The 25,441-nt window shown below is 71.4% G+C and carries 8 protein-coding genes; 5 read left to right on the forward strand and 3 right to left on the reverse strand.

Annotated features, from left to right (window positions below):
• Position 1: 1 nt before the first annotated feature.
• The 3 genes from ACFWNN_RS02895 to ACFWNN_RS02905 are packed head-to-tail and all read left to right on the forward strand — an operon-like array spanning position 2 to position 2,554.
• Positions 2-754: an HpcH/HpaI aldolase/citrate lyase family protein gene (locus ACFWNN_RS02895; protein WP_382438116.1), complete on the forward strand. Its 753-nt coding sequence runs from the start codon at positions 2-4 to the stop codon at positions 752-754.
• Positions 751-1,893, forward strand: coding sequence for an exo-alpha-sialidase (locus tag ACFWNN_RS02900; RefSeq protein ID WP_382438117.1), 1,143 nt, complete (start codon positions 751-753; stop codon positions 1,891-1,893). The genes ACFWNN_RS02895 and ACFWNN_RS02900 overlap by 4 nt, the downstream gene beginning before the upstream one ends.
• Positions 1,886-2,554 carry an SDR family NAD(P)-dependent oxidoreductase gene (locus tag ACFWNN_RS02905; RefSeq protein ID WP_382438118.1) on the forward strand — a complete coding sequence of 223 codons (669 nt, stop codon included), beginning with the start codon at positions 1,886-1,888 and terminating at the stop codon, positions 2,552-2,554. The genes ACFWNN_RS02900 and ACFWNN_RS02905 overlap by 8 nt, the downstream gene beginning before the upstream one ends.
• Before the next feature lie 23 nt (positions 2,555-2,577).
• On the opposite strand, the gene ACFWNN_RS02910 is transcribed toward ACFWNN_RS02905, so the two are convergent.
• Positions 2,578-3,045, reverse strand: a complete 468-nt coding sequence (locus ACFWNN_RS02910; protein WP_382438119.1) for a MarR family winged helix-turn-helix transcriptional regulator — start codon at positions 3,043-3,045, stop codon at positions 2,578-2,580.
• Between the two features lie 47 nt (positions 3,046-3,092).
• On the opposite strand from ACFWNN_RS02910, the gene ACFWNN_RS02915 reads away from it, so the two are divergent.
• Together ACFWNN_RS02915 and ACFWNN_RS02920 are read left to right on the forward strand one after the other, a co-directional pair.
• Positions 3,093-3,536, forward strand: coding sequence for a nitroreductase/quinone reductase family protein (locus tag ACFWNN_RS02915; RefSeq protein WP_382438120.1), 444 nt, complete (start codon positions 3,093-3,095; stop codon positions 3,534-3,536).
• The gene (locus ACFWNN_RS02920) at positions 3,533-4,768 is read left to right on the forward strand and encodes an FAD-dependent oxidoreductase (RefSeq protein WP_382438121.1); all 1,236 of its coding nucleotides are present in this window, start codon (positions 3,533-3,535) and stop codon (positions 4,766-4,768) included. Before ACFWNN_RS02915 ends, ACFWNN_RS02920 begins: the two co-directional genes overlap by 4 nt.
• On the opposite strand, the gene ACFWNN_RS02925 is transcribed toward ACFWNN_RS02920, so the two are convergent.
• Both ACFWNN_RS02925 and ACFWNN_RS02930 read right to left on the reverse strand, forming a co-directional pair.
• Positions 4,702-5,961: an MFS transporter gene (locus ACFWNN_RS02925; RefSeq protein WP_382438122.1), complete on the reverse strand. Its 1,260-nt coding sequence runs from the start codon at positions 5,959-5,961 to the stop codon at positions 4,702-4,704. The two genes, ACFWNN_RS02920 and ACFWNN_RS02925, sit on opposite strands and share 67 nt — an antisense overlap.
• The gene (locus ACFWNN_RS02930; protein WP_382438123.1) at positions 5,958-25,436 is read right to left on the reverse strand and encodes a non-ribosomal peptide synthase/polyketide synthase; all 19,479 of its coding nucleotides are present in this window, start codon (positions 25,434-25,436) and stop codon (positions 5,958-5,960) included. Before ACFWNN_RS02930 ends, ACFWNN_RS02925 begins: the two co-directional genes overlap by 4 nt.
• Between the last annotated feature and the right edge of the window lie 5 nt (positions 25,437-25,441).

Here is a 25,441-nt window from a genome sequence, read left to right on the forward strand (position 1 = left end):
CATGACCTTCGCCGTCCGGCTGCGCGACCGTGAGCGGATCCTCGGCTACTGGTCGGTGCTCGACGCCCCGGTCGCGACCGAGCGCATCGCCCGCCTCGGCTACGACTACGTCTGTCTCGACATGCAGCACGGCCTCGTCGGCTACTCCGGGCTCGTCGCGTCACTGACCGCGATCGACGCGGGCGGGGCGTCCGCCGGCGTGGTCCGCGTGGAGGCCAACGACCCCACACCGATCGGCCGGGCGCTCGACGCCGGCGCCGCCGCCGTCATCGTGCCGCTGATCGACAACGCCGACGACGCCGCGAAAGCCGTTGCCGCGACTCGGTATCCGCCGCTCGGCCGCCGCTCGTACGGTCCGATGCGCTCAGCTCTGCGGTTCGGGCCCGAGCCCGCGCAGGCCCACACCGACACCGCGGTGATCGCCATGATCGAGACGACCGCGGGCCTGGCCGAGGTGGAGGCGATCTGCGCGACGCCGGGACTCGACGGGGTGTACGTGGGTCCGTCCGACCTGCGCCTCGCCGTCGGCGGCGCGCATCCCGCGGACCGCTCGGTCGACGACGCGTTCGAGGAGGCGGTGCGCAGGATCTGCTCGGCGGCGGAGACCGCCGGGATCGCGGCGGGCATCCACACCCCGGACGGCGCGAGCGCGGCCAGGAGGCTCGCGCAGGGGTACACGTTCGCCTCCATCGCGTCGGACCTGGTGCACCTGGAGAACGTGGCCCGCGACCACCTGAAGGAGGCCGGACGATGACCGCGCTGCTCACCGACGGCGTCGTTCGCGACCGCGCCGAGGCGTTCCTGCCCGCTCCTGCCGTGCAGAACCACGCCGCGAACCTCGCCGTGCTGCCCGGCGGCGACCTCGGCTGCGTGTGGTTCGGCGGCACGCAGGAGGGCGTGGCGGACATCTCGGTCTGGTTCTCCCGCCTGGCCGCCGGCGTGTGGAGCGAGCCGGTGCGGCTGTCCGACGACGACACGCGCTCCGAGCAGAACCCGGTGCTCGCCACAGGCCCGGACGGCGACCTGTGGCTGTTCCACACCGCGCAACGGGCCGGGAACCAGGACACCGCCGAGGTCCGTTGCCGCACCTCGTCCGACGGCGGCAAGACCTGGTCCGCCTCCCGCACGCTGTTCCCTGCAACGGAATCGGGCGGGGTCTTCGTCCGCCAGCCACCGGTCGTCCTGCCGTCCGGCCGCTGGCTGCTGCCGGTGTTCCACTGCGTCTCAGTACCCGGCAAGGCATGGGTGGGCGATCACGACACCAGCGCGGTGATGATCTCCGACGACGGCGGCACGACGTGGCGGGAACGACCGGTGCCGGCCAGCACCGGCTGCGTCCACATGAACGTGCACGCACTGCCGTCGGGGGACCTGCTCGCACTGTTCCGCAGCCGCTGGGCCGACCACGTCTACCGCAGCGTCTCCGCCGACGACGGCGAGACGTGGTCCGAACCGACGCCCACCTCGTTGCCCAACAACAACTCCTCGATCCAGTACGTGCCGCTGCTCGACGGCAGGCTCGCGCTGGTCTACAACCACAGCAGCAAACTCGACGCGACCGGCCGCCGCGTCTCGCTGTACGACGAGATCGGTGACGACGGCGTGGCCGAGCAGGAAGTCTCCGAGGTGGTCGGTGACGCCTTCTGGGGAGCACCCCGCGCACCGATGAGCCTCGCGGTGTCGTCCGACGACGGGCTCACGTGGACCCGCGGCGACCTCGACACCGGCGACGGCCACTGCCTGACCAACAACTCCCGCGACAAGCTCAACCGCGAGCTCTCCTACCCGTCGATCACGCAGACCCCGGACGGCACGCTGCACATCGCGTACACGTACTTCCGCCAGGCCATCAAGTACGTCCGCGTGCGGCCGCAGTGGGTGAACGGTGGCTGACCACGCGATCGTCACCGGCGCCAGTTCGGGCATCGGAGCCGCGATCTGCGGACGGCTCCTGCGCGAGGGCTGGGAGGTGACCGGCATCAGCAGGCGCCGCCCCACCGAGGTGACCTCCTGGCTGGAAGCCGACCTCACCCGCCCGGACGAGTTCCGAGCGGCCCTGGCGGACGTGCCCGCCCCTCGTGCGGTCGTGCACGCCGCCGGACTGCAACGGTCGGCACCGCTCGGCCAGCTGTCCACAGAGGACGGGGCGCGGATGTGGCGCGTGCACGTCGAAGCCGCCACGGTGCTGCTCGACACGCTCGAGTCCCGCCTACCGGACGGCGCACGGGTGGTGCTCGTCGGCAGCAGGACCATGACCGGCGTACCGGGCAAGAGCCAGTACGCCGCGACCAAAGCCGCCCTGCTCGCCCTGGCCCGGTCCTGGGCCGCCGAACTCGTCGGGCGCGCCATCACCGTGAACGTGGTCGCGCCGGGCCCGACCGACACCCCGATGCTGTCCGACCCCGGCCGGGTGCGCACTCCCCCGGCGCTCCCACCGCTCGGCCGGCTCGTCTCACCCGACGAGGTCGCGGGTCTCACCGCATTCCTGCTCGGGCCGGACGCAGGGGCCATCACCGGGCAGCACCTCGTCCAGTGCGCGGGCGCGTCGCTCTGAGCGAACTGTCCGCACAGCTTCGCTCAAAGCTTTCGCAGCGGCAGTTCTGCTTCGGCGGCGTAGTCACGCAGGGCCGCTGTCAGATCCTCCAGAAAACCGAGAACCGTCACGGCCTGGTCGTCGTCGAGACGGTCGGTGATGGTGGTGATCTCGCGCAGCAACGGCGTCAGCGCCTGCCGCACCTCGCCGCGCGCGTGATCGGTGGCGCTGAGCACGACGCGGCGGCGGTCGTGCGGGTCCGGAGATCGGGTGAGGTGTCCGGCACTGACCAGGCGGTCCACCAGGACCGTGGCGGACGCCGACCGGATGCCGAGCCGGTCGCCGAGCTCGACCGTGCCGAGGGGCGAATCGGCCGACACCACCTGGTCGACTGCCTGGACGTCGGTGATGCGCACACCGAGACGACGTGCCATCGCGGCCTGCATCTCGCGTCCGGCCTGCAGCATCCGTCGCACCGCCAGAGCGACCTCGCGAGGTCTGTCGTGATTCACCCGGTCATGGTAGCTAGATTTTCTAGCTAGAGAGTATCGTCGAGGAGGTGACTAGAAGTTCTAGCGAACTCAACGCGCAGATGATCGAGCAGATCCTGGCCAACCCGGCGCAGGCCGTGGCCGACGGCGGCTACGGCCTGCGGGTGGTGGAGATGCGCGGGCGGCGGTCGGGCAGGCCGCACCGCACGCCGCTCGGCTTGACCCAGGTCGGCGGCCGCCAGTACCTCGTGTGCCCGGACCGGGAACGTGACTGGGCGCGAAACCTCCGTGCCCACGCCGAGTGCACCCTTCTGGCCGGTGGCGAGCAGCAGTCGAGAAGTGCCGTTCCTGTCGACGGCGAGGAGGCTGCGATCGTGGTGTCGGTCTACCTGGCCGCGGTGAAAGCGCCGTGGGCGTTGCGGGCCTTCCCGGTGGCGCCTGGCTCTTCCACGGCCGAGATCGAACGCCATCTCGGCGCGATGGCGGTGTTCCGGCTGGACGGCGGCTCATGACGGACTGCGTGATCGCCGGTGGCGGACCAGGCGGCATGGTGCTCGCCTACCTGCTGGGGCGAGCGGGGATCTCCGTGACGCTGCTGGAGAAGCACCGCGACTTCGACCGGGACTTCCGCGGCGACTCGCTGCACCCGTACACGTTGGAGCTGCTCGACCGGCTCGGCCTCGCCGAGCGACTGCTGTCGTTGCCCCATCACAAGGCTCGCCTGTTCCGGTTCCACGTTCCCGGAGCGACCATCACCGCCGCGGACTACGGCAAGCTCCGCTCACCCTTCAACTACGTGGCGCTCATGCCGCAGGCGCGGTTCCTCGACTTCCTCTCGGAGCAGGTCGAGGCGTTGCCCGGCTGCCGGGTCATGACCGGGTGCACCGTGACCGATCTGCTCACCGCCGAGAACGGTGAGGTGCGAGGTGTCCGATACCGCGACAGCGCGGGCACCCACGACCTGCCCGCCGCCCTGACCGTCGGCTCCGACGGCAGGTTCTCCCGGTTGCGCAAGCTGGCCGGACAGCCCGCTCACTCCCTGGGCGCGGCCACGGACCTGCTGTGGTTCCGCCTCCCGCGGCACGACACCGACCCGCCCGACGCGGACGTCGACCTCTTCTTCGGCCGTGACCACTACGTCGGCCTGCTCGCCGGCACCGCCGGGTGGCAGGTCGGCTACACGCTGCCCAAAGGCGGGTATCCGGCTGCCAGGAACGACGGGGTCGAGCCGATCCGCCGCTTCGTCGCCGGCCAGATCCCGTGGCTCGCCGACCGCGTCCACCTGCTGGAGGACTTCTCGCAGACCACCCTGCTCTCGGTCGACATCTCTCGCGTCACGTCCTGGTGGAAGCCCGGCCTGCTCCTGATCGGCGACGCCGCGCACGTGATCTCCCCGGTCGGCGGCAACGGCATCCTCATGGCGATCCAGGACGCGGTCGCCGCCGCCAACCACCTCGTCCCGGCACTCCGCACCGGCCGCCCGGCGTCCGGCGAGGTGCTCGCCGCGATCCAGGCCGAACGCGAGCCCGCGATCCGCCGGGTCCAGGCACAGCAGGTGCGCACCGAACGACGGATCGCCGCCGCCCGGACCAAGGGCAGGCCGATCGCCCCGCCCTCGTTCCTGCGGTACGTCACCGCGATACCGGGCGTCCGCCGGATCCTCGCTTCCGCCAACGCCTACGGTCCTCGGCCACCGCGACTGCTGCCGCTGCCGTCGCGACCGGACCCCACCGGGTCCTCCTGACGGGAGAACCGCCTCAGGGTCGGGTTCGCGGTGGCGTACAGGGTGAGCAGGCCGGCACCCGCAGCGCACGTGAGGATCGCCTGCGCTGGAGTCAGGAACTCCACCAGCAGACCGCCCACCGCGGGGCCGGAGACGGCCGCGACTCCGAGCGCCACTCCCATGACGCTGCTCAGCCGGCCACGCAGCTCGTCCGGTGTCAGCAGCAGCTGGTAGGTGGTGATGGTCGTGTTCGCGGTGGGCGCGAGGAACGCGGCCGCGGCGAACAGGAAGCCCGTCTGGATTCCGGGTTCCACGAACAGCGCCACCGGGATCAGCGCCGTGATGGCCCAGAACACGCCGACGATGGCCCGGTGCGGGCGGAGCACCCGGTGCAACCACGGGGCGGCCAGGGATCCGAGGATGCCGCCGGCACCGAGCATCGCCGCCATGACGCCGATCTGCCCGGCGGACACGCCCTTCTGGTGCGCGATGGCGATCATCAGCAGGTAGAAGGCCTGGAAGAAGAGGTTGAGGCCCACCGCGCAGAAGGCGACCACGCGCACCACCGGCTGCTTCCACACCCAGCGCAGGCCCTCGCCGATCTCCCGGTGGAACCGGCTGACCGGCGCCGGTTCCCGTTGCCGCGCGGGAACCCGGATGAACAACAACGACAGGAACGTCGCGAGGTGCGTCACCGCCTCCACCGCGAACGGCAGCCAGCGTCCGAGTCCGAACAGGACACCGCCGAGCGCCGTACCGGAGAGCTGTCCCAGATAACCGCGTGCGGCGTTCATCGCTACCGCGTCCGAGAGCTGCTGCTCGGGCACGATCGCGGGCAGCGCCGCCTCCTCGGCGGGCTCCGACATCGCCCGGCAGACTCCGAGCACGATCACCACCAGGACGACGTGCACCACCTCGACGACGTGCCACCACAGTCCCAGCACCAGCAGTCCCACGGCCAGGGCCTGGACCGCTTCGCAGACCAGCATCACGGTCCTGCGGTTCCACCGGTCGACCAGCGCTCCGGCGGGCAGCCCGACGACGAGCTGCGTGGCGGCGGCGACGCCCAGCACCAGGCCGGACGCCGCGGCCGAGTCGGTCAGCGTGAGCACGAGCAGGGGCAGCGCGATGATCGACGCGCTGGAACCGGCCTCGGACAGCGCCTGGCCGACCCACAGGAGCCGGTAGTCCCGGTTGCGGGACAACGACGTCATCGGTCACCCCGGCAGTCCGCGGCGATGTCGCGCAGCGCGCCGGCGAAGTGCTCCGCGATCCGCCGCACGGTGGCCTCGTCGTGCCGATCCGGCTGGTAGTGCCAGGTGAAGCGGAGTTCACCCGCCGCGACGCCACCGACCACCTCGAGCAGGTGCGGTCCCCGATCGGCCGGGTCGGCGTCCTGTCCGGCGGGGTCGAGAACGGTCCGGTACAGACCGCCTTCGGCGTCGTCGGCGGTGCTGCCCGACTGGCCGAGGTAGTTGAACGCGATCTGCGGTCCCGGTGCGGCCAGACGCTTCTGGGCGTCAGGTGCGCCCAGGTAGCGCAACGCTCCGAAGCCGAACCCGTTGCCCGGCACGGTGCGCAGCTGCCGGCGCACGGCCTTGACCAGGTCGCGCCACGTCGAAGCGTCGTTCTCCGGCAGGGTGAGGCGGACCGGGTAGAGCGTCGTGAACCAGCCGACCGTGCGGGACAGGTCCTCGCCGAGCACGTCCTCGCGGCCGTGTCCCTCCATGTCCACGGACACCGTCCGCTGGCCGGTGAACCGGGACAGCGCGTGGGCGAGTGCGGCGAGCAGCACGTCGTTGATCCTCGTCCGGTACGCGGTGGGAGCGCTGTGCAGCAACGCGTCGGTGTCCTCCGCGCCGAGCACGACCCGCACCTCGGCGGCCGGAGTGCCCGAGGTCGGCTGCTCGTGGTCCACGGGCAGGGGCGCCGCGTCGAGTGCCGCCTCCCAGTGGTCCAGCTCGTGGTCGAGGGCTCCCCCGCCGACGTGCCGGGCGAGGCCTGCCGCCCAGTCGCGGAACGACGTGGACTTGGCGCCCAGATCCACCTTCTCGCCGCGCACGGCCTGCCGGTACGCGGTGTCCAGGTCGTCGAGGAGGATGCGCCAGGACACCCCGTCCACCACCAGGTGATGCACGGTCAGGAACAACATCGTCTCGTCGGCGTGGAACAGCACGACCCGGTACAGCGGTCCCGCGGTGAGATCGAAACCCGCGTGCGCGTCATCCGCGATCTTCACCAGGTGGGCGTGCCGTTCCGGTTCGCTGATCGAGGTGAGGTCGTGGCGTTCCAGCACGGCGTCCGGCCCGACGGGGGCGTTGTGCTGCCGCCACTCGCCGTCCTCGTGCACGAACCGCATGCGCAGCGCGTCGTGGTGGGCGATCACCGCGGCCAAGGCCTTCTCCAGTGCCTCCTCGTCCACTCCGGGGGTCAGCTCCAGCAGCATCGACTGGTTGAAGTGGTGCGGCGCACCGGTGCGGGTGGCGAAGAACCACTGCTGGATCGGGGTGAGCGGGACCTCGCCGACGACCTCGGCCGTGTCCGCCGGCGCGGACTCGGACTCGGTGACGAACGGGGCGAGCGTCTCGATCGTCTGGTTGCGGAACAACGACTTCGTGGTGAGGGTGAGCCCCGCCTTCCTGGCACGGGACACCACCTGGATCACCAGGATCGAGTCGCCGCCCAGCTCGAAGAAGTTGTCCCGGATTCCGACGCGGCCGACGCCCAGGACCGCGGCCCACACCTCGGCGAGCAGGTGCTCCACAGGCGTGCTCGGCGGCACGTAGCTCGACACGTCCTCGGCGATCGGCTCCGGCAACGCGGCCCGGTCCAGCTTGCCGTTGGGCGTCACCGGCAGGACCGGCAGCGGCACGAAGGCCGACGGCACCATGTACGACGGCAGGTGTCCGGCCAGGAACGCGCGGAGCTCAGCACCGTCCGCATCGGCGACGAAGTACGCGACCAGCCGAGTCTGACCGGTGCCCCTGGCCACCACGGCGGCCGCGGTCACGCGGGAGTGGCGCAGCAGCACGGACTCCACCTCCCCTGGCTCGACCCGGTGACCGCGGATCTTGACCTGGTCGTCGATGCGGCCGAGGTACTCGACCACGCCGTCCGCACGCCTGCGCACCAGGTCACCGGAGCGGTACATCCGCTCTCCCGGACGTCCGAACGGGCAGGCCACGAACTGCGCCGCGGTGAGGCCCTGCCTGTCCAGGTAGCCCCGCGCAAGTCCGTCACCCGCGATGCACAACTCGCCCGGGACGCCGACGGGAACCGGCCGCAGCAGGTCGTCGACCACGTAGAGCCGGGTGTTCCAGGCCGGGCGGCCGATCGGCACCGGACCGGGTGCTAGTCGCTCACCGGGTTCCACTCGGTGCTCCATGCAGCCGACGGTCGTCTCCGTCGGGCCGTACTCGTTGACGACGGTGGCGGTGGGGTTCGCGCGCCGCCACTCGTCCAGCGGCGCGCTCAGCAACTGCTCCCCGCCGACCACCAGGTCAGTGCTCGGCGACAGCGCGGGCGGGACAGTGCCCAGCAGCGGGAGGTGGCTCGGCGTCGCCTTGACGAAAGCCGCCTGCCCCAACGGAACCGCGTCCTCGTCCAGGTCGCTGACCAGCACGCGGCCGCCGACCAGCAACGGCCCGAAGAGGGTGGTGACCGTGAGGTCGAAGGACACCGGTGAGTGCAGCACCGCCGCGTCACGCAGACCCGGGTACACCTCGGTGGCCCAGGACAGGTAGTTGACCACGGAACGGTGCTCGACGACGACGCCCTTGGGACGGCCGGTCGATCCCGACGTGTAGATCACGTACGCCGGGTCGCCTGTGGTCAGCGGTGCGGTCCGGTCTGAGTCGGCGGGGTCGTCCTCCCTGCCACCGGCGACGCGGACGAGATCCGGGTCGTCCAGCACCACGACGGGCCGCGCGTCGTCGAGGACGAAGGCGATCCGGTCCGCGGGCTGGTCCGGTTCGACCGGCACGTACGCGGCACCCGCCTTGAACACCGCCAGCACGGCCACGAGCAGGTCCGCGGAGCGAGGGAGCGAGATCGCGACGAACGTACCGGGGCCGACGCCCTGCGCGATCAGCCCGTGGGCCAGCCGGTTGGCGCGGGTGTTGAGCTCCGCGTAGGTGAGCACGCCACCGGAATCGACGACCGCGGCGGCGTCCGGCGTCCTCACCACCTGGGCCTCGACGAGGCCGGTGACGGTGGCGTCCGGCACGGCGTGGCGGGTGTGGTTCCACGCGTGCAGGACGTGCTGCTCCTCCTGGGCGTCCATCAACGGCAGGTCGCCCAGCGGCCGGTCGGGAGCGGCGACGACGCCCTCGATCAGCACGCGCAGGTGCCCGGCCATCCGCTCGACGGTCTCGGCGTCGAACAGGTCAGTGCTGTAGTTGATCGCCGCGTGCAGAGCCTCCTCGGTCTCCTGGAACTCCAGGGTCAGGTCGAAGTTGGCCGCCACCGCCGGCAGCGGCAGGTCCTCGACGTGCAGGCCGGGCAGGTCCGCGGCGGGCTCGGGCACGTTCTGCAGGATCACCATCGCCTGGAACAGCGGGGTGCGGCTGGTGTCGCGTTCCGGCCGCAGCTCGTCCACGACACGTTCGAACGGCACGTCCTGATGCGCGAAGGCGTCCACGGTGGTGCCACGCACGTCGCCGAGGAACTCGCGGAACGTGCGACGATCGTCCACTTCGGACCGCAACACCACCGTGTTGACGAAGAACCCGACCAAGGACTCGAGTTCCGCGCGGTCCCTGCCCGACGTCACCGTCCCCACCGCGATGTCGTCCTGACGAGACCAGCGGGCGAACAGCACCTGGCACGCGGCGACCAGCGCCATGAACAGGGTGCCGTCCTGGTGACGTGCCAGGGTCTTCAGGCCGTCCGCCACGTCGGCGGGCAAGGTGAACAGGTGCAGCGCGCCACCGTTGGTGCGGACCGCGGGCCGTGGCCTGTCGGTGGGCAGCTCCAGCGGGGCGACTCCGGCGAGCGTGTCGCGCCAGAACGCGAGCTGGCCGTCCAGCAACGGACCGGTCAGCCGATCCCGTTGCCACACCGCGTAGTCCGCGTACTGGATCGGCAGGTCAGGCAGGGAGCTCCCGCGGTAGAGGTGGTTGAGCTCGGCGGTGAGCACGCCGTTGGACCAGCCGTCGGTGATGATGTGGTGCGCCAGCAGGAGAAGGACGTGGTCGTCCTCCGCGACGCGCACCAGCACCGGTCGCAGCAGAGGGCCCCGGCCCAGGTCGAACGGCCGGGTGCTCTCCCGCGCCAGCACCTCGGCCAGACCGCCTTCTCCGCCGGGCACCTCGATCACCGGCACCTCGACCGGCCGGGCCGGGTGCACGACCTGCACGCCATGCCCGTCGACGGTGTCGAAGGTCGTGCGCAACGACTCGTGCCGCGCGACCAACGCGGTCAGTGCCCCGTTCAGGACGTCGAGATCCAGGCGGCCCCGCAGCCTCAGCAGCGACGGGGACAGGTAGTCGGTGCTGCCCGGTTCGAACTGGTCGAGGAACCACAGTCGCTGCTGCGCGAACGACAGGGGCAACGCTCCGTCGCGCGGAACGCGGGGAATGGACACGTGGTCCTCTCCGCCGCCGGCCCCGATCTCCTGGATCAGCCGGGCGACCGTGGGCGAGGTGAACAGAACCCGAGGCGACACCGGCACGCCCAGTTCGGCGCGCAGCCGGGAGACGACCTTGATGCTGAGGATCGAGTCGCCGCCCAGCTCGAAGAAGTTGTCGTCGAGCCCGACCCGGGGCACCCCCAGCACGTCGGCCCAGATGCCGCAGACCTGGTGTTCCTCAGGACTGCTCGGCGCGCGGTAGGCCGACGTCTCGGCCCTGAGGTCGGGAGCGGGGAGCGCGCGGCGGTCCACCTTTCCGTTGGCGTTCAGGGGAATCGCGTCCACCGCGACGAACGCGGACGGCACGAGGTAGTCGGGCAGGCGGTCGGCCAGCCAGGCCCGCAGCTCGGGCTTTCCGCTGGTCGTCACGTAGGCGACGAGCCGGTGGTGACCGTCGTCCCGCCGGACGACGACAACGGCTTCCCGCACCTCCGGGTGCCGGGTCAGCACCGCTTCGACCTCACCCGGTTCGACGCGGAAGCCGCGGATCTTGACCTGGTCGTCGGTCCGCCCCAGGTACTCCACCGTCCCGTCCGGCAGCCACCGAGCACGGTCCCCGGTGCGGTACATGCGTTCGCCCGGTCCGCCGAACGGGTCCGCCAGGAACCTGGACGCGGTGAGCCCGGGCCGGCCGAGGTAGCCGCGGGCGACCTGGACACCGGCCAGGTGCAGCTCCCCCGGTACGCCGACGGGCACCGGACGCAGGTTCTCGTCCAGCACGTAGGCCCGTGTGTTGAGCAGCGGACGCCCCACCACGACCGGGGAGCCGGGCGCGATGCGACAGGACAGAGCGTCCACCGTGGCCTCGGTCGGGCCGTAGAAGTTGTGCACGTCCGTGCCGGGCACGTCGGACAACCTCTGCCACAGGGACGCGCTGATCGCCTCTCCGCCCAGCATCAGGACCTTCGGCCTGTGCGGGCCGTCGAGCAGTCCGGCTTCGAGCAGCTGGCTCGCGTAGGACGGCGTGAGGTCGAGGAAGTCGATCCGGCGGTCCACCACGTAGCGGACCAGCGCGGGCGGGTCGAGCCGGACGTCCTCGTCGAGGACGTGCAGCTCGTGGCCGTCGGCCATCAGCACGACGCCTTCGAGCGAGGTGTCGAACGAGAACACGGCGGACAGCGCCACCCGCAACCGGTCACCCCGGACGAAGTCCTCGCGGTGGTTCACGAGCAGGTTCACCAGACTGCGGTGCTCTACCAGCACTCCCTTGGGCGTGCCGGTCGATCCGGACGTGTAGATCACGTAGGCGGCGTGGTCGGGCCGCAACGGAATCAGATTCCCGGATGGCTGGTCGTCGGACGGCGGCAGGGATCCGCGCACGACCAGCACGGGGTCGGCGTCCCGCACCAGGAACTCCACCCGGTCCGCCGGCAGGGAGGGATCGATCGGCAGGTACGCGCCTCCCGCCTTCCAGATCGCCAGCAACGCCACCACGAACTCGACCGAGCGCGGCAGGGACAACGCCACGACGCGCTCGGGGGTCACCCCGGACTCCTTCAACACCCGAGCGAGCCGGTTCGCCCACGCGTTCAGCTCGGCGAACGTCAGCGACCGGTCCCCCACCACCAAGGCGACGGCGTCCGGTGTGGTGCGCGCGTGGTCCTCGAACACCTCGACCACCGTCTTCTCCGCTACCCGGCGAGCGGTGGCGTTCCAGTCGACGAGCACCCGTTGGCGTTCTTCCGCTGTCAGCAGCGACAGTTCGCCGAGCGTGCGGCCCGGATCGGCCGCGATCTCCTCCAACAGCAGCACGAGGTGGGAGGCGAGACGCTCTGCGGTGGCGGTGTCGAACAGCCGCGGGTCGTAGTCGAGTTCGAGCCGCAGGCGGTCGCCGAGGTGGGCGCTCAGCGCGAGCGGGAAGCTGGTGGTGTCGTCGCCCTCGACGTCGAGCACCCGCACTCCCTGCTCGGCGTCGAGCAGCTCGTCGACCGGGTAGTTCTCGAACACCACGGCGCTGTCGAACAGCGACGAGCCCGCGGGGACGTCGCTGAACGACCGCAGGTCCGCCAGCGAGACGAAGTCGAACCGCCGGGACTCCAGCTGCTCCGCCTGCACTTCGCGCAACCACGGCAACACAGAGGCATGCGGGTCGACCCGGACGCGGGTGGGCACGGTGTTGATGAACATGCCGATCATCGTTCCGACCCCGGGCAGTTCTTCCGGCCGGCCGGACACCGTCGTACCGAACACGACGTCGGACTCACCGCTGCAGCGCGACAACAGCAGGGCCCACGCACCCTGGACGACCGTGTTGGCGGTCAGTCCGGCCGCACGGGCGACCCGGTCCAGGTCAGCCGACCGCGCCTTGTCGAGTTCACAGTGGACGGACGCGCTGGACTCCGCCCGGTGCGCCTCCAGCGGTGGGCGGTCCCACGGCAACGGGGTCGGGGCCTCGACGCCTGCCAGCACCTGCCTCCAGTGTCGTTCGGCCGCCTCGGTGTCCTGGCCGCCCAGCCAGCGCAGGTAGTCGCGGAACGGCCGCCGCGCAGCGAGTTCCGGTTCCACGCCACGCGTGAGGGCGGCGTACTGCTCGCAGATCTCGGCCAGCACCTGGGCGAAGCTCCAGCCGTCGAGCAGGACGTGGTGCGCGGTCCAGAACAGCGTGACCTCGTCGTCAGTCACGCGGGCGATGGTCAGGCGCAACAGCGGCGGGGTGGTGAGGTCCAGCTCCTCGCCGCCCGCCGAGTCGTGGGCGATCCGCTGTTGTTCAGCGGACAGGTGCCGCCAGTCGTGCTGGGCGATCGGGAGGGTGACTCGGTGGCGCACGACCTGAACCGGCGCCTCGACTCCCTCCCACACCACGCCGCCGCGCAACACCGGTGTGCGGTGCACGACGCGGCGGCAGGCCTCGGCCAGCGCGTCCGGGTCCGACACACCCGAGAGCCGGAGCCGGAACCGGTTCGAGTAGGCCGTGGACGTGTCGTCGACCAAGGTGTGGAACAGCATTCCGGTCTGCAACGGGGTCAGCGGGTAGATGTCCTCGACCTCGTCACCCGCCCCGGTCAGCCGGTCGACGGTTGCCTGGTCCAGACGTGCCAACGGGAAGTCCGACGGTGTGCGGCCGCCGGCGCCCGGTGTGGCGCAGTGCGCCACGATCTCCTCCAGCGCACGCACCACCCCGTCGGCCACGGCCCGCACGGTCGACTCCTCGTGCACCTGCTCGGAGTAGAACCAGGACAGGACGAGTTCGCCGTCCTCGACACCGCCGACCACGTCGAGCAGGAACGGGCGGGTGCTCTCCGCGTCGGCGTCGGCTCCGATGCCGTCGAGACGAGCCCGCACCGGGCCTTCCGCGGACGCTGCGGTGTCCCAGCGGCCGTGGTAGTTGAAGCTGATCCGCGGCAGCTCGGTGCCGGCCAGACCGGGAGCCTGGGCGAGCTGACGCAGTGCCTCGAACCCGAAACCCCGGCCCGGCACCGCGCGCAGCTGTTCCTTCACCGACTTGAGCACCGCTCCCCAGTCTCCCGAGGGCACGGTCAGCGCTACCGGGTACTGCGTGGTGAACCAGCCGACCGTGCGCGAGAGGTCGGCGCCGTCGAGCACGTCCTCGCGGCCGTGGCCCTCCATCGTCACCGCCACACGTGCCGAGCCGGTCCACTCCGACAGCGCGTGGCCGACAGCGCTCAGCAGCACGTCGTTGATCTGCGTCCGGTAGACGTCCGGAACGCGGTGCAGCAAGGCGTCGGTGGACTCGGGTCCGAGTCGCACCGACAGCACACGCGCTGAGCCTGAAGTGTTGGGCCCGTCGTGGTCGACGGGCAGGTCCGTCGTCTCACCGACCGCGGCCTCCCAGTGCGGCAACTCGGCGTCGAACGCGCCCGACCGCACGTGTGCGGCGAGGTGGTGCGCCCACTGCGTGAACCGGGTGCCGACCGGGGCCAGTTCCAGCTCCTCCCCCGTCACGGCCTGGCGGTAGGCGGTCTCCAGGTCGTCGAGCAGGATCCGCCACGACACGCCGTCCACGACGAGGTGGTGAACGACGAGCAGGAGTCGCTTGCGGGAGAACAGCAACGCGCGCACGACCGCACCGCGGGTGATGTCCAGCCCGCGCCTGGCCGCCGCGACCGCGGAGTCCACATCGGACAGGTCGTGCTCCTCCAGCTGGACCTCGACGTCGGTGACTTCCTGTACCCAGACTCCGTTCTCGCGGAAGAAGCGCGTGCGGAGACCCTCGTGGTGCGTCACGACCGCGTGCAACGCCCACGCCAGGGCGGCCGGGTCGACGTCCTCGGACAGCTCGACGTAGGTCGACATCGTGAAGTGATGCGGGTTCGAGCCGTTGGCGTCGAGGTACCAGCGCTGGATCGGCGTGAGCGGAGCCGGTCCGGTGATCTCCGGCAGCGGGGCGGCCGTGTCGTCCTCCGCGCGCACGACCGTGGCGAGCTCGGCGATGCTCTGGTGGGTGAACACGTCCTTGGTGGCCAGTTCCAGGCCCGCCTGGCGGGCGCGGGACACGATCTGGATGCTCAGGATCGAGTCGCCGCCGAGGGCGAAGAAGTTGTCGTGCACGCCCACCCGGTCGACCCGCAGCGCGTCGGCCCAGATCCGCGCCAGCTCCCGTTCGACCGGGGTGCGCGGCGGCACGTGGTGGTGTTCGGCACCGCTCGCGTCAGGTGCGGGAAGGGCACGACGGTCGACCTTGCCGCTGTCGGTCGTGGGCAGTTCGTCGAGCACCACGAACAGCGACGGCACCAGGTGGTCCGGCAGGTGCCGCTTCAAGCCGGTGCGCAGGTCCTCCCCCGCGGTGGTGCCCACGACGTAGCCCACGAGGCGGTGCAGGCCGGGCTCGATCTCCTGCGGCACGACCACGGCCTGCGTCACGCCGGCGAGCCGGAGCAGCGCCGCTTCGATCTCACCGGGCTCGACCCGGTAGCCCCGGACCTTCACCTGGTCGTCCGTCCGCCCTCGGTACTCCAGCAGTCCGTCCGCGGTCCAGCGCACGAGGTCGCCGGTGCGGTACATCCGGCTGCCGGGCTCGCCGAACGGGTTCGCCACGAACCGGTCCGCGGTCAGGCCGGACCGGCCCAGGTAGCCGCGGGTCACCTGGTCGCCGGCGAGGTGCAGTTCGCCGGGAACGCCGACCGGCTGCGGCCGCAGGTCGTCGTCGAGCACGTAGGCGCGCAGGCCGCGACCGGGCGTGCCGATCACCGGCCGGGCGCGGTCGGTGATCTCCGTCCAGACGGAGTCCACGGTGCACTCGGTCGGGCCGTAGAGGTTGACCCCGGTGACCCCGTCGGTGTCGGCCAGCGTGCGCCACAGCGCTTCGCCGACCGCTTCGCCGCCCAGCGCGATCAGGCTCGGCCGGTGCCGCCCCTCGTCCAGCAGTCCCTCGGGCAGCAACTGCTGGAAGTAGGACGGGGTGCAGCTCAGGAAGTCGATCCGCTGCCGCTCGACGTACCGCGCCACCTCGCGGGGTTCGAGCCGGACCGACTGGTCGAGCAGGTGCAGCTCGTGGCCCGCGGCGAGCAGGAGCAGGCCTTCCCAGGAAGCGTCGAACGTGTAGGCGGCGGTGGCGATGCCGCGCACCGTCCTGCCGTCGCCCGGCAGCAGCCGCGCGTGGTGGTCGGCGACCAGGGCGGCGAGGTTGCGGTGCTCGACCACGACGCCCTTGGGACGGCCGGTGGAGCCGGACGTGTAGATCACGTACGCCGGGTGCTCGGGGAGCAGCGGAGCCGTGCGGTCGGCGTCGGACGGGTCGGTGGCGGGCTGTCCGTCCACGGTGGACTCGTCCAGCCGCAGCCCGTCCAGCTCGCTGTCAGGCGAGGTCAGCACGAGCGCCGGGCTGGCGTCGTCGAGCAGGTGCGCGATCCGCTCGGCCGGGTGGGCCGGGTCGAGCGGCAGGTACGCGCCACCCGCCTTCAGCACGGCCAGGACCGCGAACACGAGGTCCGGCGACGCGGGCAGCGCCAGGGCCACCACCGACTCCGGCCCGACCCCTTCCGCGATCAGGCGGTGGGCGATCCGGTTGGCGCGGGCGTTCACCTCGGCGAAGGTCCACGACCGCGCACCCTCGACCAGCGCCGTCGCGCCGGGCGTGCGGGCGGCGCGGTCCTGGAAGACCTCGTGGTAGGCCGGTGCCGGGCCGGCCGTTCCCGTGTCGTTCCACTCCTCCAGCACCTGCCGCAGTTCGCCGTCGCTCAGCAGCGGCAGGTCGGCCACTGGGAGGCCGGGGTCGTCCGCGGCACCGGCCAGCACCCTGCCGACGTGCGCGACCATCCGCTCGGCGGTGGCGGTGTCGAACAACGCGGTGTCGTAGGTCAGCACCGCTTCGAGGTGGTCGTCGACCTCCTGGAACTGGAAGGACACGTCGAAGCCGGCGGCGACCGATGGCGGCGGCAGTTCCTCGACGTGCAGGCCGGGAAGGTTCAGGCCGTCGTCGGGGGTGTTCTGGAGGACGACCATCGCCTGGAACAGCGGTGTGCGACTGGGATCGCGCTCGGGGTGCGCCGCGTCCACGACCCGTTCGAACGGCACGTCCTGGTGGGCGAACGCGTCCAGCACCGTCTCCCGCACCTGGTCCAGCAGATCGCCGAAGCCGTGGTGCGGATCGACGTCCGAACGCAACACCACCGTGTTGACGAAGAACCCGACCAGACCTTCCAGTTCCGGCCGGTCGCGCCCCGAGACGGCCGTGCCGACGGCGACGTCGCGCTGCCCGGACCACCGGGCGAACAGCACCTGGCACGCCGCCACCAGAGCCATGAACAAGGTGCCGTCGTGCGAGCGGGTCAGCGCCTTCAACCGGCGAGTGACCTCGGCGGGCACCTGGAAGTGCACGAGCGCGCCCTGCTTCGCCCTGACTGCCGGGCGGGGACGATCGGTCGGCAGTTCCAGCGGCCGCAGGCCGTCGAGCGCGTGCCGCCAGTGCGCCAGATGCGGCTCCAGCGCCTCCTCGGTCGAGGTCTCTCGTTGCCACAACGCGAAGTCCGCGTACTGCACGGGCAGTGCGGGTAGCGAGGCGCTGGTGCCGGACCTGGCGGCCTCGTAGCAGGCTCCCAGCTCGGCGAGCAGCAGACCGTTGGACCACCCGTCGGTGACGATGTGGTGCAGGACGAGGGAAAGCACGTGGTCGTCCTCGCCGAGCCTGGCGAGCAGCACCCGCAGCAGCGGGCCTCGGCCCAGGTCGAACGGCGTGGAGGTCTCGCGGGTCAGGACCTTTCGGAGCTGCTCGTCGGTCACGTCGAGCACCGGCAGATCGACCTCGTAAGGCGGGTGCACGACCTGCACACCTCGCCCGTCGACGGTGTCGAACGTGGTGCGCAACGACTCGTGCCGGGCCACCAGGGCGGTCAGGGCGCTCCTCAGGGCGTTGACGTCGAGGGGCCCGCGCAACCGCAGGATCGACGGGGTCAGGTACTCGACTCCGCCCGGTTCGAGCTCGTCCAGGAACCACAGGCGTTGCTGCGCGAAGGACAACGGCAGCGCGCCGTCACGGGCCACCACGGGAATGCCGGTCGGCGCTGTGCCAACGGATTCCGCGACCAGCGACGCGATCCCCTCGACGGTGGGATGGGCGAAGAGTGCGCGCGGCGACATCTCGACGTCGAAGGCGGCGCGCAACCGGGAGATCACGCGGATGCTCAGGATCGAGTCGCCACCGAGGTCGAAGAAGTCATCCAGCACCCCGATGTCCGCGACGCCCAGGACCTCCGACCAGATGCCGGCCACGGTCCGCTCCGCGTCGGTGCGCGGCGCGACGTGATCGGCGCGGTCGCCTCCGAAGTCGGGTGCAGGCAGCGCGCGGCGGTCGACCTTTCCGTTGGTGTTCAGGGGAATCGCGTCCAGCGTGACGAACGCGGACGGCACGAGGTAGTCGGGCAGGCGTTCGGCGAGCCACGCCCGCAGGTCCGGTACCCCGCCGGTCGTGACGTAGGCGACGAGTCGTGGGTGACCGCCGTCCCGGCGGGCGACCACCACGGCCTCGCGGACCTCGGGATGGCGAATCAAGGTCGCCTCGATCTCACCCGGCTCGACGCGGAAACCGCGGATCTTGACCTGGTCGTCGGTGCGGCCGAGGTAGTCCAGCGTGCCGTCGGCCGTCCAGCGGGCACGGTCCCCCGTGCGGTACATCCGCTCGCCCGGCGCACCGAACGGGTCGGCCAGGAACCGGTCCGCGGTCAGACCTGGACGCCCGAGGTAGCCACGCGCCACCTGGGCACCGGCCAGGTACAGCTCTCCCGGCACCCCGGCGGGAACCGGGCGCAGGCGTTCGTCCAGCACGTAGGCCCGCACGTTGCGCAACGGCCGCCCCACGACCGGTCGTCCCTCGCCGGAGACCCGGCAGGACAGCGCGTCCACAGTGGACTCGGTCGGTCCGTAGAAGTTGTAGCTCCTGGTGCCGGACGTACAGGCCAGCCGTCGCCACAGGTCCGCACCGATCGCTTCTCCGCCCAGCATCAGCACCTTCGGCCGGTGCTCACCGTCGAGCAACCCGGCTTCCAGGAGCTGTCGCGCGTAGGACGGGGTCAGGTCGAGGAAGTCGATCCGGTGGTCGGCCACGTACCGCACGAGCGCGGGCGGATCGAGTCGCACCTCGTCGTCGAGGACGTGCAGCTCGTGCCCGTCGGCCATCAGCACGATGCCTTCGAGCGAGGTGTCGAACGAGAACACCGCGGACAGGGCGGCCCTGAGCCGGTCGCCGGCGACGAAGTCCTCGCGGTGGTTCACCAGCAGGTTGAGCAGGCTGCGTTGTTCGACCACCACGCCTTTGGGCTTGCCGGTGGAACCGGACGTGTAGATCACGTACGCGGCGTGGCCGGGGTGGACCGGTGCCAGGTCACCCGCCGGGAAGTCCCCGGCGTCCGGCAGCTCGTCGCGGACCACCAGCACCGGGTTCGCGTCCTCCAGCAGGAACTCCACGCGATCGGCCGGCAGGGCGGGATCGACCGGCAGGTACACCCCACCCGCCTTCCAGATCGCGAGCAGGGCCACCACGAACTCCACCGAGCGCGGCAACGACAGCGCCACCAGCCGTTCCGGACCGACGCCCGACGCGGCGAACGCTCGCGCCAGCCTGTTCGACCACGCGTCCAACTCCGCGAACGACAGCGACCGGTCGTTCACGACGATCGCGGTGGCCTCCGGAGTCGAACGCGCACGTTCCTGGAACAGGTCGACGACCGTCGCGTGCGGCACCTCGGCGGCCGTGTCGTTCCACTCCACGAGCACCTGGCGGCGCTCGTCGTCCGTCAGCAGCGACGGTTCGGTCTCCTCGGCGATCGCGTTGATCACCAGCACGAGACGATCGGCGAGGCGGCGGGCCGTCGCACCGTCGAAGAGGTGCGGGTCGTAGGCGAGGTCCAGGCGCAGCCGGTCGTCGAGCACGGCGCTGAGGGTGAGCGCGAACGTGGTCGTGTCGCGTGCCCGCACCTCGGTCGCCCGGATGCCGCCGACCTCGGTGACGTCGTTGAGCGGGTAGTTCTCGAACACCACCGCGCTGTCGAACAGCGGCGACCCGGCGGGCACGTCGCTGAACGACCGGAGCTCGGCGAGCGAGACGAAGTCGAACCGCCGCGCCTCCAGCTGGGCCGCCTGGACTTCCCGCAGCCAGGCCACGACGTCGAGGTTCCCGGGCACGGTGACCCTGGTCGGCACGGTGTTGATGAACAGGCCGACCATCTGCTCCACGCCGGGAAGTTCGGCGGGACGTCCGGAGACCGTCGTGCCGAACACGAGGTCGGACTCGCCGCTGTGGCGGGCGAGCAGCAACGCCCACGCCCCCTGCACCACGGTGTTGACCGTCAGACCGTGGCGGCGGGCGGTGCCGCGGAGCCGTTCGGTCTGCCCGGCCGTGAGCGCCACGGGTGCCACCGCGGAGGACTCCGTCGCGTGACCTTCCGCGGGTGAACGGTCGTAGGGCAACGTCGTGGGAGCCGAAAAACCGGCGAGCACCCCTCGCCAGTGCCGCTCGGCCTCGGACCGGTCCTGCGTTCCCAGCCAGCGCAGGTAGTCGCGGAACGGCCGCCGGGTGACGACCGCCGCCGGGCGTCCGTCCGCGATCGCCCGGTACTGCTCGCACACCTCGGTGAAGACCTGCGCGAGACTCCACCCGTCCAGCAGTACGTGGTGGAACGTCCAGACGAGCAGCACCTCGTCCTCGTCCATCCTCGCCAGGTCGATCCGCATCAGCGGCGCCTGGCGCAGGTCGAGGGTCATCGCGCCCAGTTCGCGATCAAGGTCCTCTTCGGACAGTCCACTCCAGTCGTGGTGCTCGACGGGCACCCGCACGTGGGTGCGGACGACCTGCACCGGTCGCTCGACGCCTTCCCACACGAGCGCGCCGCGCAGTGCCGGCGTGCGGTCGACGACGCGCTGCCAGGCGGTGGCAAGCGCCTGCTCGTCCTCCACTCCCGTCAGGCGAAGCCGGACCTGGTCGAAGTAGGCCGTGGACGACAGGTCGGCCAGGCCGTGGAACAGCATCCCCTCCTGCAGAGGGGTCAACGGGTAGACGTCCTCGACCTCTCGGCCGTCGCTGGCCAGGAGGTCCACCGAGGCCTGGCTCAGCGCGGCCAGCGGGAAGTCCGAAGGCGTGCGTCCGCCCGCTCCCGGCGCGGCGCAGTGCGCCACGATCCCGGCCAGGTGGCCCAGCACCGCGTCGGCCACGGTCCGCACGGTCGACTCGTCGTGCACGCGCCCGGAGTACAGCCAGGTGAGCTCGAGCTGTCCGTCCTGCACCAGACCCACCACGTCGATCAGGTACGGGCGGGTGTTGCCGGGAGCCGTGTCCCGGCCGAGGGGCGCACACCGCGCCCGGTAGAGCCCGCCGTCCTCCGGCGCCACGTCCCACTGGCCGTGGTAGTTGAAGCTGATCGCCGGGTGCGGGTCGTCGCGCAGGGCTGCCGAGGAGCCCAGGTAGCGCAACGCCGCATAGCTCTGGCCCCGGCGCGGCAACGCCCGCAGCTGCTCCTTCACCGACTTGAGCACGTCGCCCCAGCCCCCGGCCGGTACGTGCAGGGCGAGCGGGAACTGACTGGTGAACCAGCCGACGGTGCGTGAGATGTCGAGGTCGTCGGGCACGTCCTCGCGCCCGTGGCCCTCCAGGCCGACGAGCACGCGGTCACGTCCCGTCCAGGCTGCCAACGCCCGGCCGAGCGCGCTGAGCAGGACGTCGTTGACCTGCGTCCGGTAGACGCCCGGAACGTGGTGCAGCAGCGCGTCGGTGTCGGCGCGCCCGAGCCGGACGGTGACCGATCGGACGTCCTCGCCCGGGTCACCGTCACCGTGGTCGACGGGGATGTCCGCGGAGGCAGACCCGGCGAACCCGGTCCAGTGCGCGAGGTCGGCGTCCAGCTCGCCCGCGCGCACCCGGTCGGTGAGGCGGTGCGCCCAGGTGGCGAACGCGGTGGCCACGGGTTCCAGCTCGACCGGCTCGCCTCGCGTCAGCTTCTGGTAGGCCGTGCCGAGGTCGCCGAGCAGCACGCGCCAGGACACCCCGTCCACGACGAGGTGGTGCACGGCCAGGAACAGCCGCGAGCGTCCCTCACCGAGACGGAACAACACCGCTCGCACGAGCCGGCCGGCGCCGAGGTCGAGACTCGACTGGGCGGCGAGAGCCTCGGCGTGTGCGGATTCTTCGCGTTCCCGTTCCTCGAGCCCGGACAGGTCGCACACCCGCAGGATGCCACTCGGTGGAGCGGCCGCCGGTTCCTGCCTCCACCGCTCACCGTCCTGCGTGAAACGGGAGCGCAGCGCGTCGTGGTGCGCGACGACGGCGTCAACTGCCTTGGCCAGCGCCTGCTCGTCCAGGTCCGGCGCCAGCTCCACGTGCGTGGACATCGTGAAGTGGTGCGGACTCGCGAGCGCGGTGTCGAAGAACCACTCCTGGATCGGAGTCAGCGGGGCGGGGCCCGCCGCGGGCGCCGCCGGTGCCTCGCTGCCGGTGACCTCCGTGACGGCCCTGGCCAACTCGGCGACGGTGGGGTGCAGGAACACGTCCTTCGACGACAGCCTCAGCCCGGCGCGCCGGGCCCTGGCGACGAGCTGGATGCTGAGGATCGAGTCGCCGCCGAGTTCGAAGAAGTTGTCCTCGATCCCCACTCGGTCGACGCGCAGCACCTCGGCCCAGACGCGGGCCAGTTCCCGTTCGACGGCCGTGGTGGGCTCGACGTGACGACTCGTGCTCACCTGAGGTGCGGGCAGCGCGCGCCGGTCGACCTTTCCGTTGCCGCTCAACGGAAGCGTCTCCAACCGCACGAACGCCGACGGCACCATGTAGTCGGGGAGTTCGCGCTTGAGCCACGTCCGCAAGTCGGCGTGGGACAGCTCCGCGGTCGACACCAGGTAGGCCACCAGCTGTTTGCGGCCGTTCTCGGCACGGGCCACGGTGATCGACTCGGCGACCGCGGGGTGACGCACGAGCAGAGCGTCGATCTCGCCGGTCTCGACGCGGAAACCGCGGATCTTGACCTGGTCGTCCGTGCGGCCGACGAACTCCACGGTCCCGTCCGCGCGCCAGCGGGCGACGTCACCGGTGCGGTACATCCGCGAACCGGGCGTACCGAAGGGGCTGGGGAGGAACCGCTCGGCGGTCAGGCCTGGCGCACCGAGGTAGCCGCGCGCGACTCCGGCACCCGCGAGGAACAGCTCGCCCGGCACGCCCACGGGCACCGGCCGCAACCCCGCGTCGAGCACGTACGCCGCCATCCCGTCCAGCGGACGTCCGATGGGGATCACGTCGGGCACCGAGCCCGTCATCGGGAACGAGGTGGCGAACGTCGTCGTCTCGGTCGGACCGTAGCCGTCGACCACCGTCAGACCGGGGCACGCCTCCAACGCCCGGCGTACCGCGGCGGCGGGCACGACGTCACCACCGGTCCACACCTGCCACAGACCGGCGAAGGCCTCCGGCGCCTCCTGCGCGATCAGCCGGAAGAGCCCGGCGGTCAACCAGATCGCAGTCACCCCGTGCGCGGTGACGGCGTGACGAACCGCTTCGGCATCGACGTCACCCGGCGGTGCGATGACGACCTGGCGGCCGCGCAGCAGTGGCACCCACATCTCGTAGGTGGAGGCGTCGAACGCGGACGGGGAGTGCAGCAGCACCCGTTCGTGTGCTCCTCCGTCGAAGCGGGAGTCCAGTGCCAACGCCACCACGTCGCCGTGCTGCACGGCGACGCCTTTGGGCTCGCCCGTGGAGCCCGAGGTGTACATGACGTAGGCCAACTGGCCGGGGCGCACGACCACATCGGGATTCGCGGCGTCCGGCACGGAGCCGTCGAGCACCACCGTTCGTCCGTTGTGGACGGATCGTGCGAGGGTCTCGTTGACGAGGTCGGTGATCACGACTGCCACCCCGGACCTGCCGAGCACACGCCGGAGACGTTCCACCGGTGCTCGACCGTCCAGGGGCAGGTACGCCGCCCCTGCCTTGACCACGGCCAGTTCGGCCACGACGAGATCGGCGGAGCGCTCCACCAGCAGACCGACCGGGTCCTCCGGCCGGACACCGAGCTCGATCAGCCGGTGCGCGAGACCGTTGGCGCGCGCGTCGAGTTCGGCGTAGGTGAGCACCGCGCTGTCGGTGATGACCGCCGGCTCGTCCGGTGTCAGGCTCGCCTGGGCCGCGAACAGACCCGTGATCGTTCCCTCGACCAGTGCGCCACCGGAGTCGTTCCAGGTGTTCAGCACGTCGTCTCGTTCGGCGTCCGACATCCACGGCAGCTCGCCCACCGGTCGCTGCGGGTCGGTCGCCACACCTCCGAGCAACCGCACGAGGTGATCGGTGAACCGGGCGACCGTGGTGGCGTCGAAGAGGCCGGTGTTGTACTCCACCAGCCCTTCCAGGAGGTCGCCGCGCTCCTGGAACTCGATGGTCAGGTCGAAGATCGCGTCCCGCCGGGACAGGCCGACCCGCTCGACCTCCAGCCCCGGCAGGCTCGGCGGCGTGCGTTCCGCGTTCTGCAGCAGCACCATGACGTCGAACAACGGGTTGCGGCTGACGTCGCGGTTCTCGCTGACGGCGTCCACCAGGTGTTCCAGGGGAACCTCGTCGTGGGCGAACGCCTCCTTGACGTTCTCCTTGACCTGGTCCAGGAACGCGGTGAAGCCGGTGGCGCTGTCCACAGTGGAGCGCACCACGACGGTGTTGACGAAGAACCCGACCAGTCGCTCCAGACCGGGCTGGTTGCGCCCGGTCGTGACGGTGCCCACGGCCACGTCCTCCTGGCCGGCGTACCGGGCGAGCAACGCCTGGCACCCCGCCATCAGCACCGAGAACAGGATCGTGCCGCGGTCGCGTGCCAGCTCGCGCAGGGCGGCGGTGACCGGGGCGGGCACGGTGAAGGCGTGCACGGCACCGCCGGTGGTGCGCACCGGCGGCCGAGGCCGGTCGGTGGGCAGCTCCAGCGGGGCGATGCCGGTGAGTCGCCGGGTCCAGTGGTCGAGCTGGCCGCGCAACGCGTCACCGGACAGCCGCTTCCGCTGCCAGCTCGCGAAGTCGGCGTACTGGAACGGCAGTGCGGGCAGCGACGCCTCGCGCCCCTGCACCGCCGCGCCGTACAACTCCCCCAGCTCCTCGGTGAGCACGCCCATGGACCAGCCGTCGGTGACGACGTGGTGCGCGGTGACGAGCAGCACGTGCTCTTCCTCGGTCAGCCGCACGAGGAGCGCCCGCACCAGCGGCCCGCGCCGCAGGTCGAAGGGGCGGCAGTACTCCTCAGCCAGCAGGTCGTCCAGCCTGTGGCGCTCCCTCGCTTCGGCCACGGGCAAAGCGAGTTCGAACGGCGGGTGCACGATCTGCACACCCACGCCGTCGACCTCGTCGAGCGTGGTGCGCAACGACTCGTGCCGGGCCACCAGCCCGGTGAGCGCGGTGCCCAGCGCGGTGACGTCCAGCTTCCCGTTGAGACGCAACGGGATCGCGCTGTTGTAGCCCGAGCCGCCGGGCTGGAACCGGTCGAGGAACCACAGGCGCTGCTGCGGGAACGACAACGGCAACGACCCGTTCCGGTCCACCGGCGCAATCGCGTCGGTCCGCGTGGACCGGCCCGACAGGCGGCGGCGCATCTGCTCCCGGAGGTGCGGGGGCAGTGCGGCGATCCGGTCCTCCATCGACGACGACATGGTGT

Source organism: Lentzea sp. NPDC058450 (genome assembly GCF_042721395.1).
GTDB lineage: Bacteria > Actinomycetota > Actinomycetes > Mycobacteriales > Pseudonocardiaceae > Lentzea.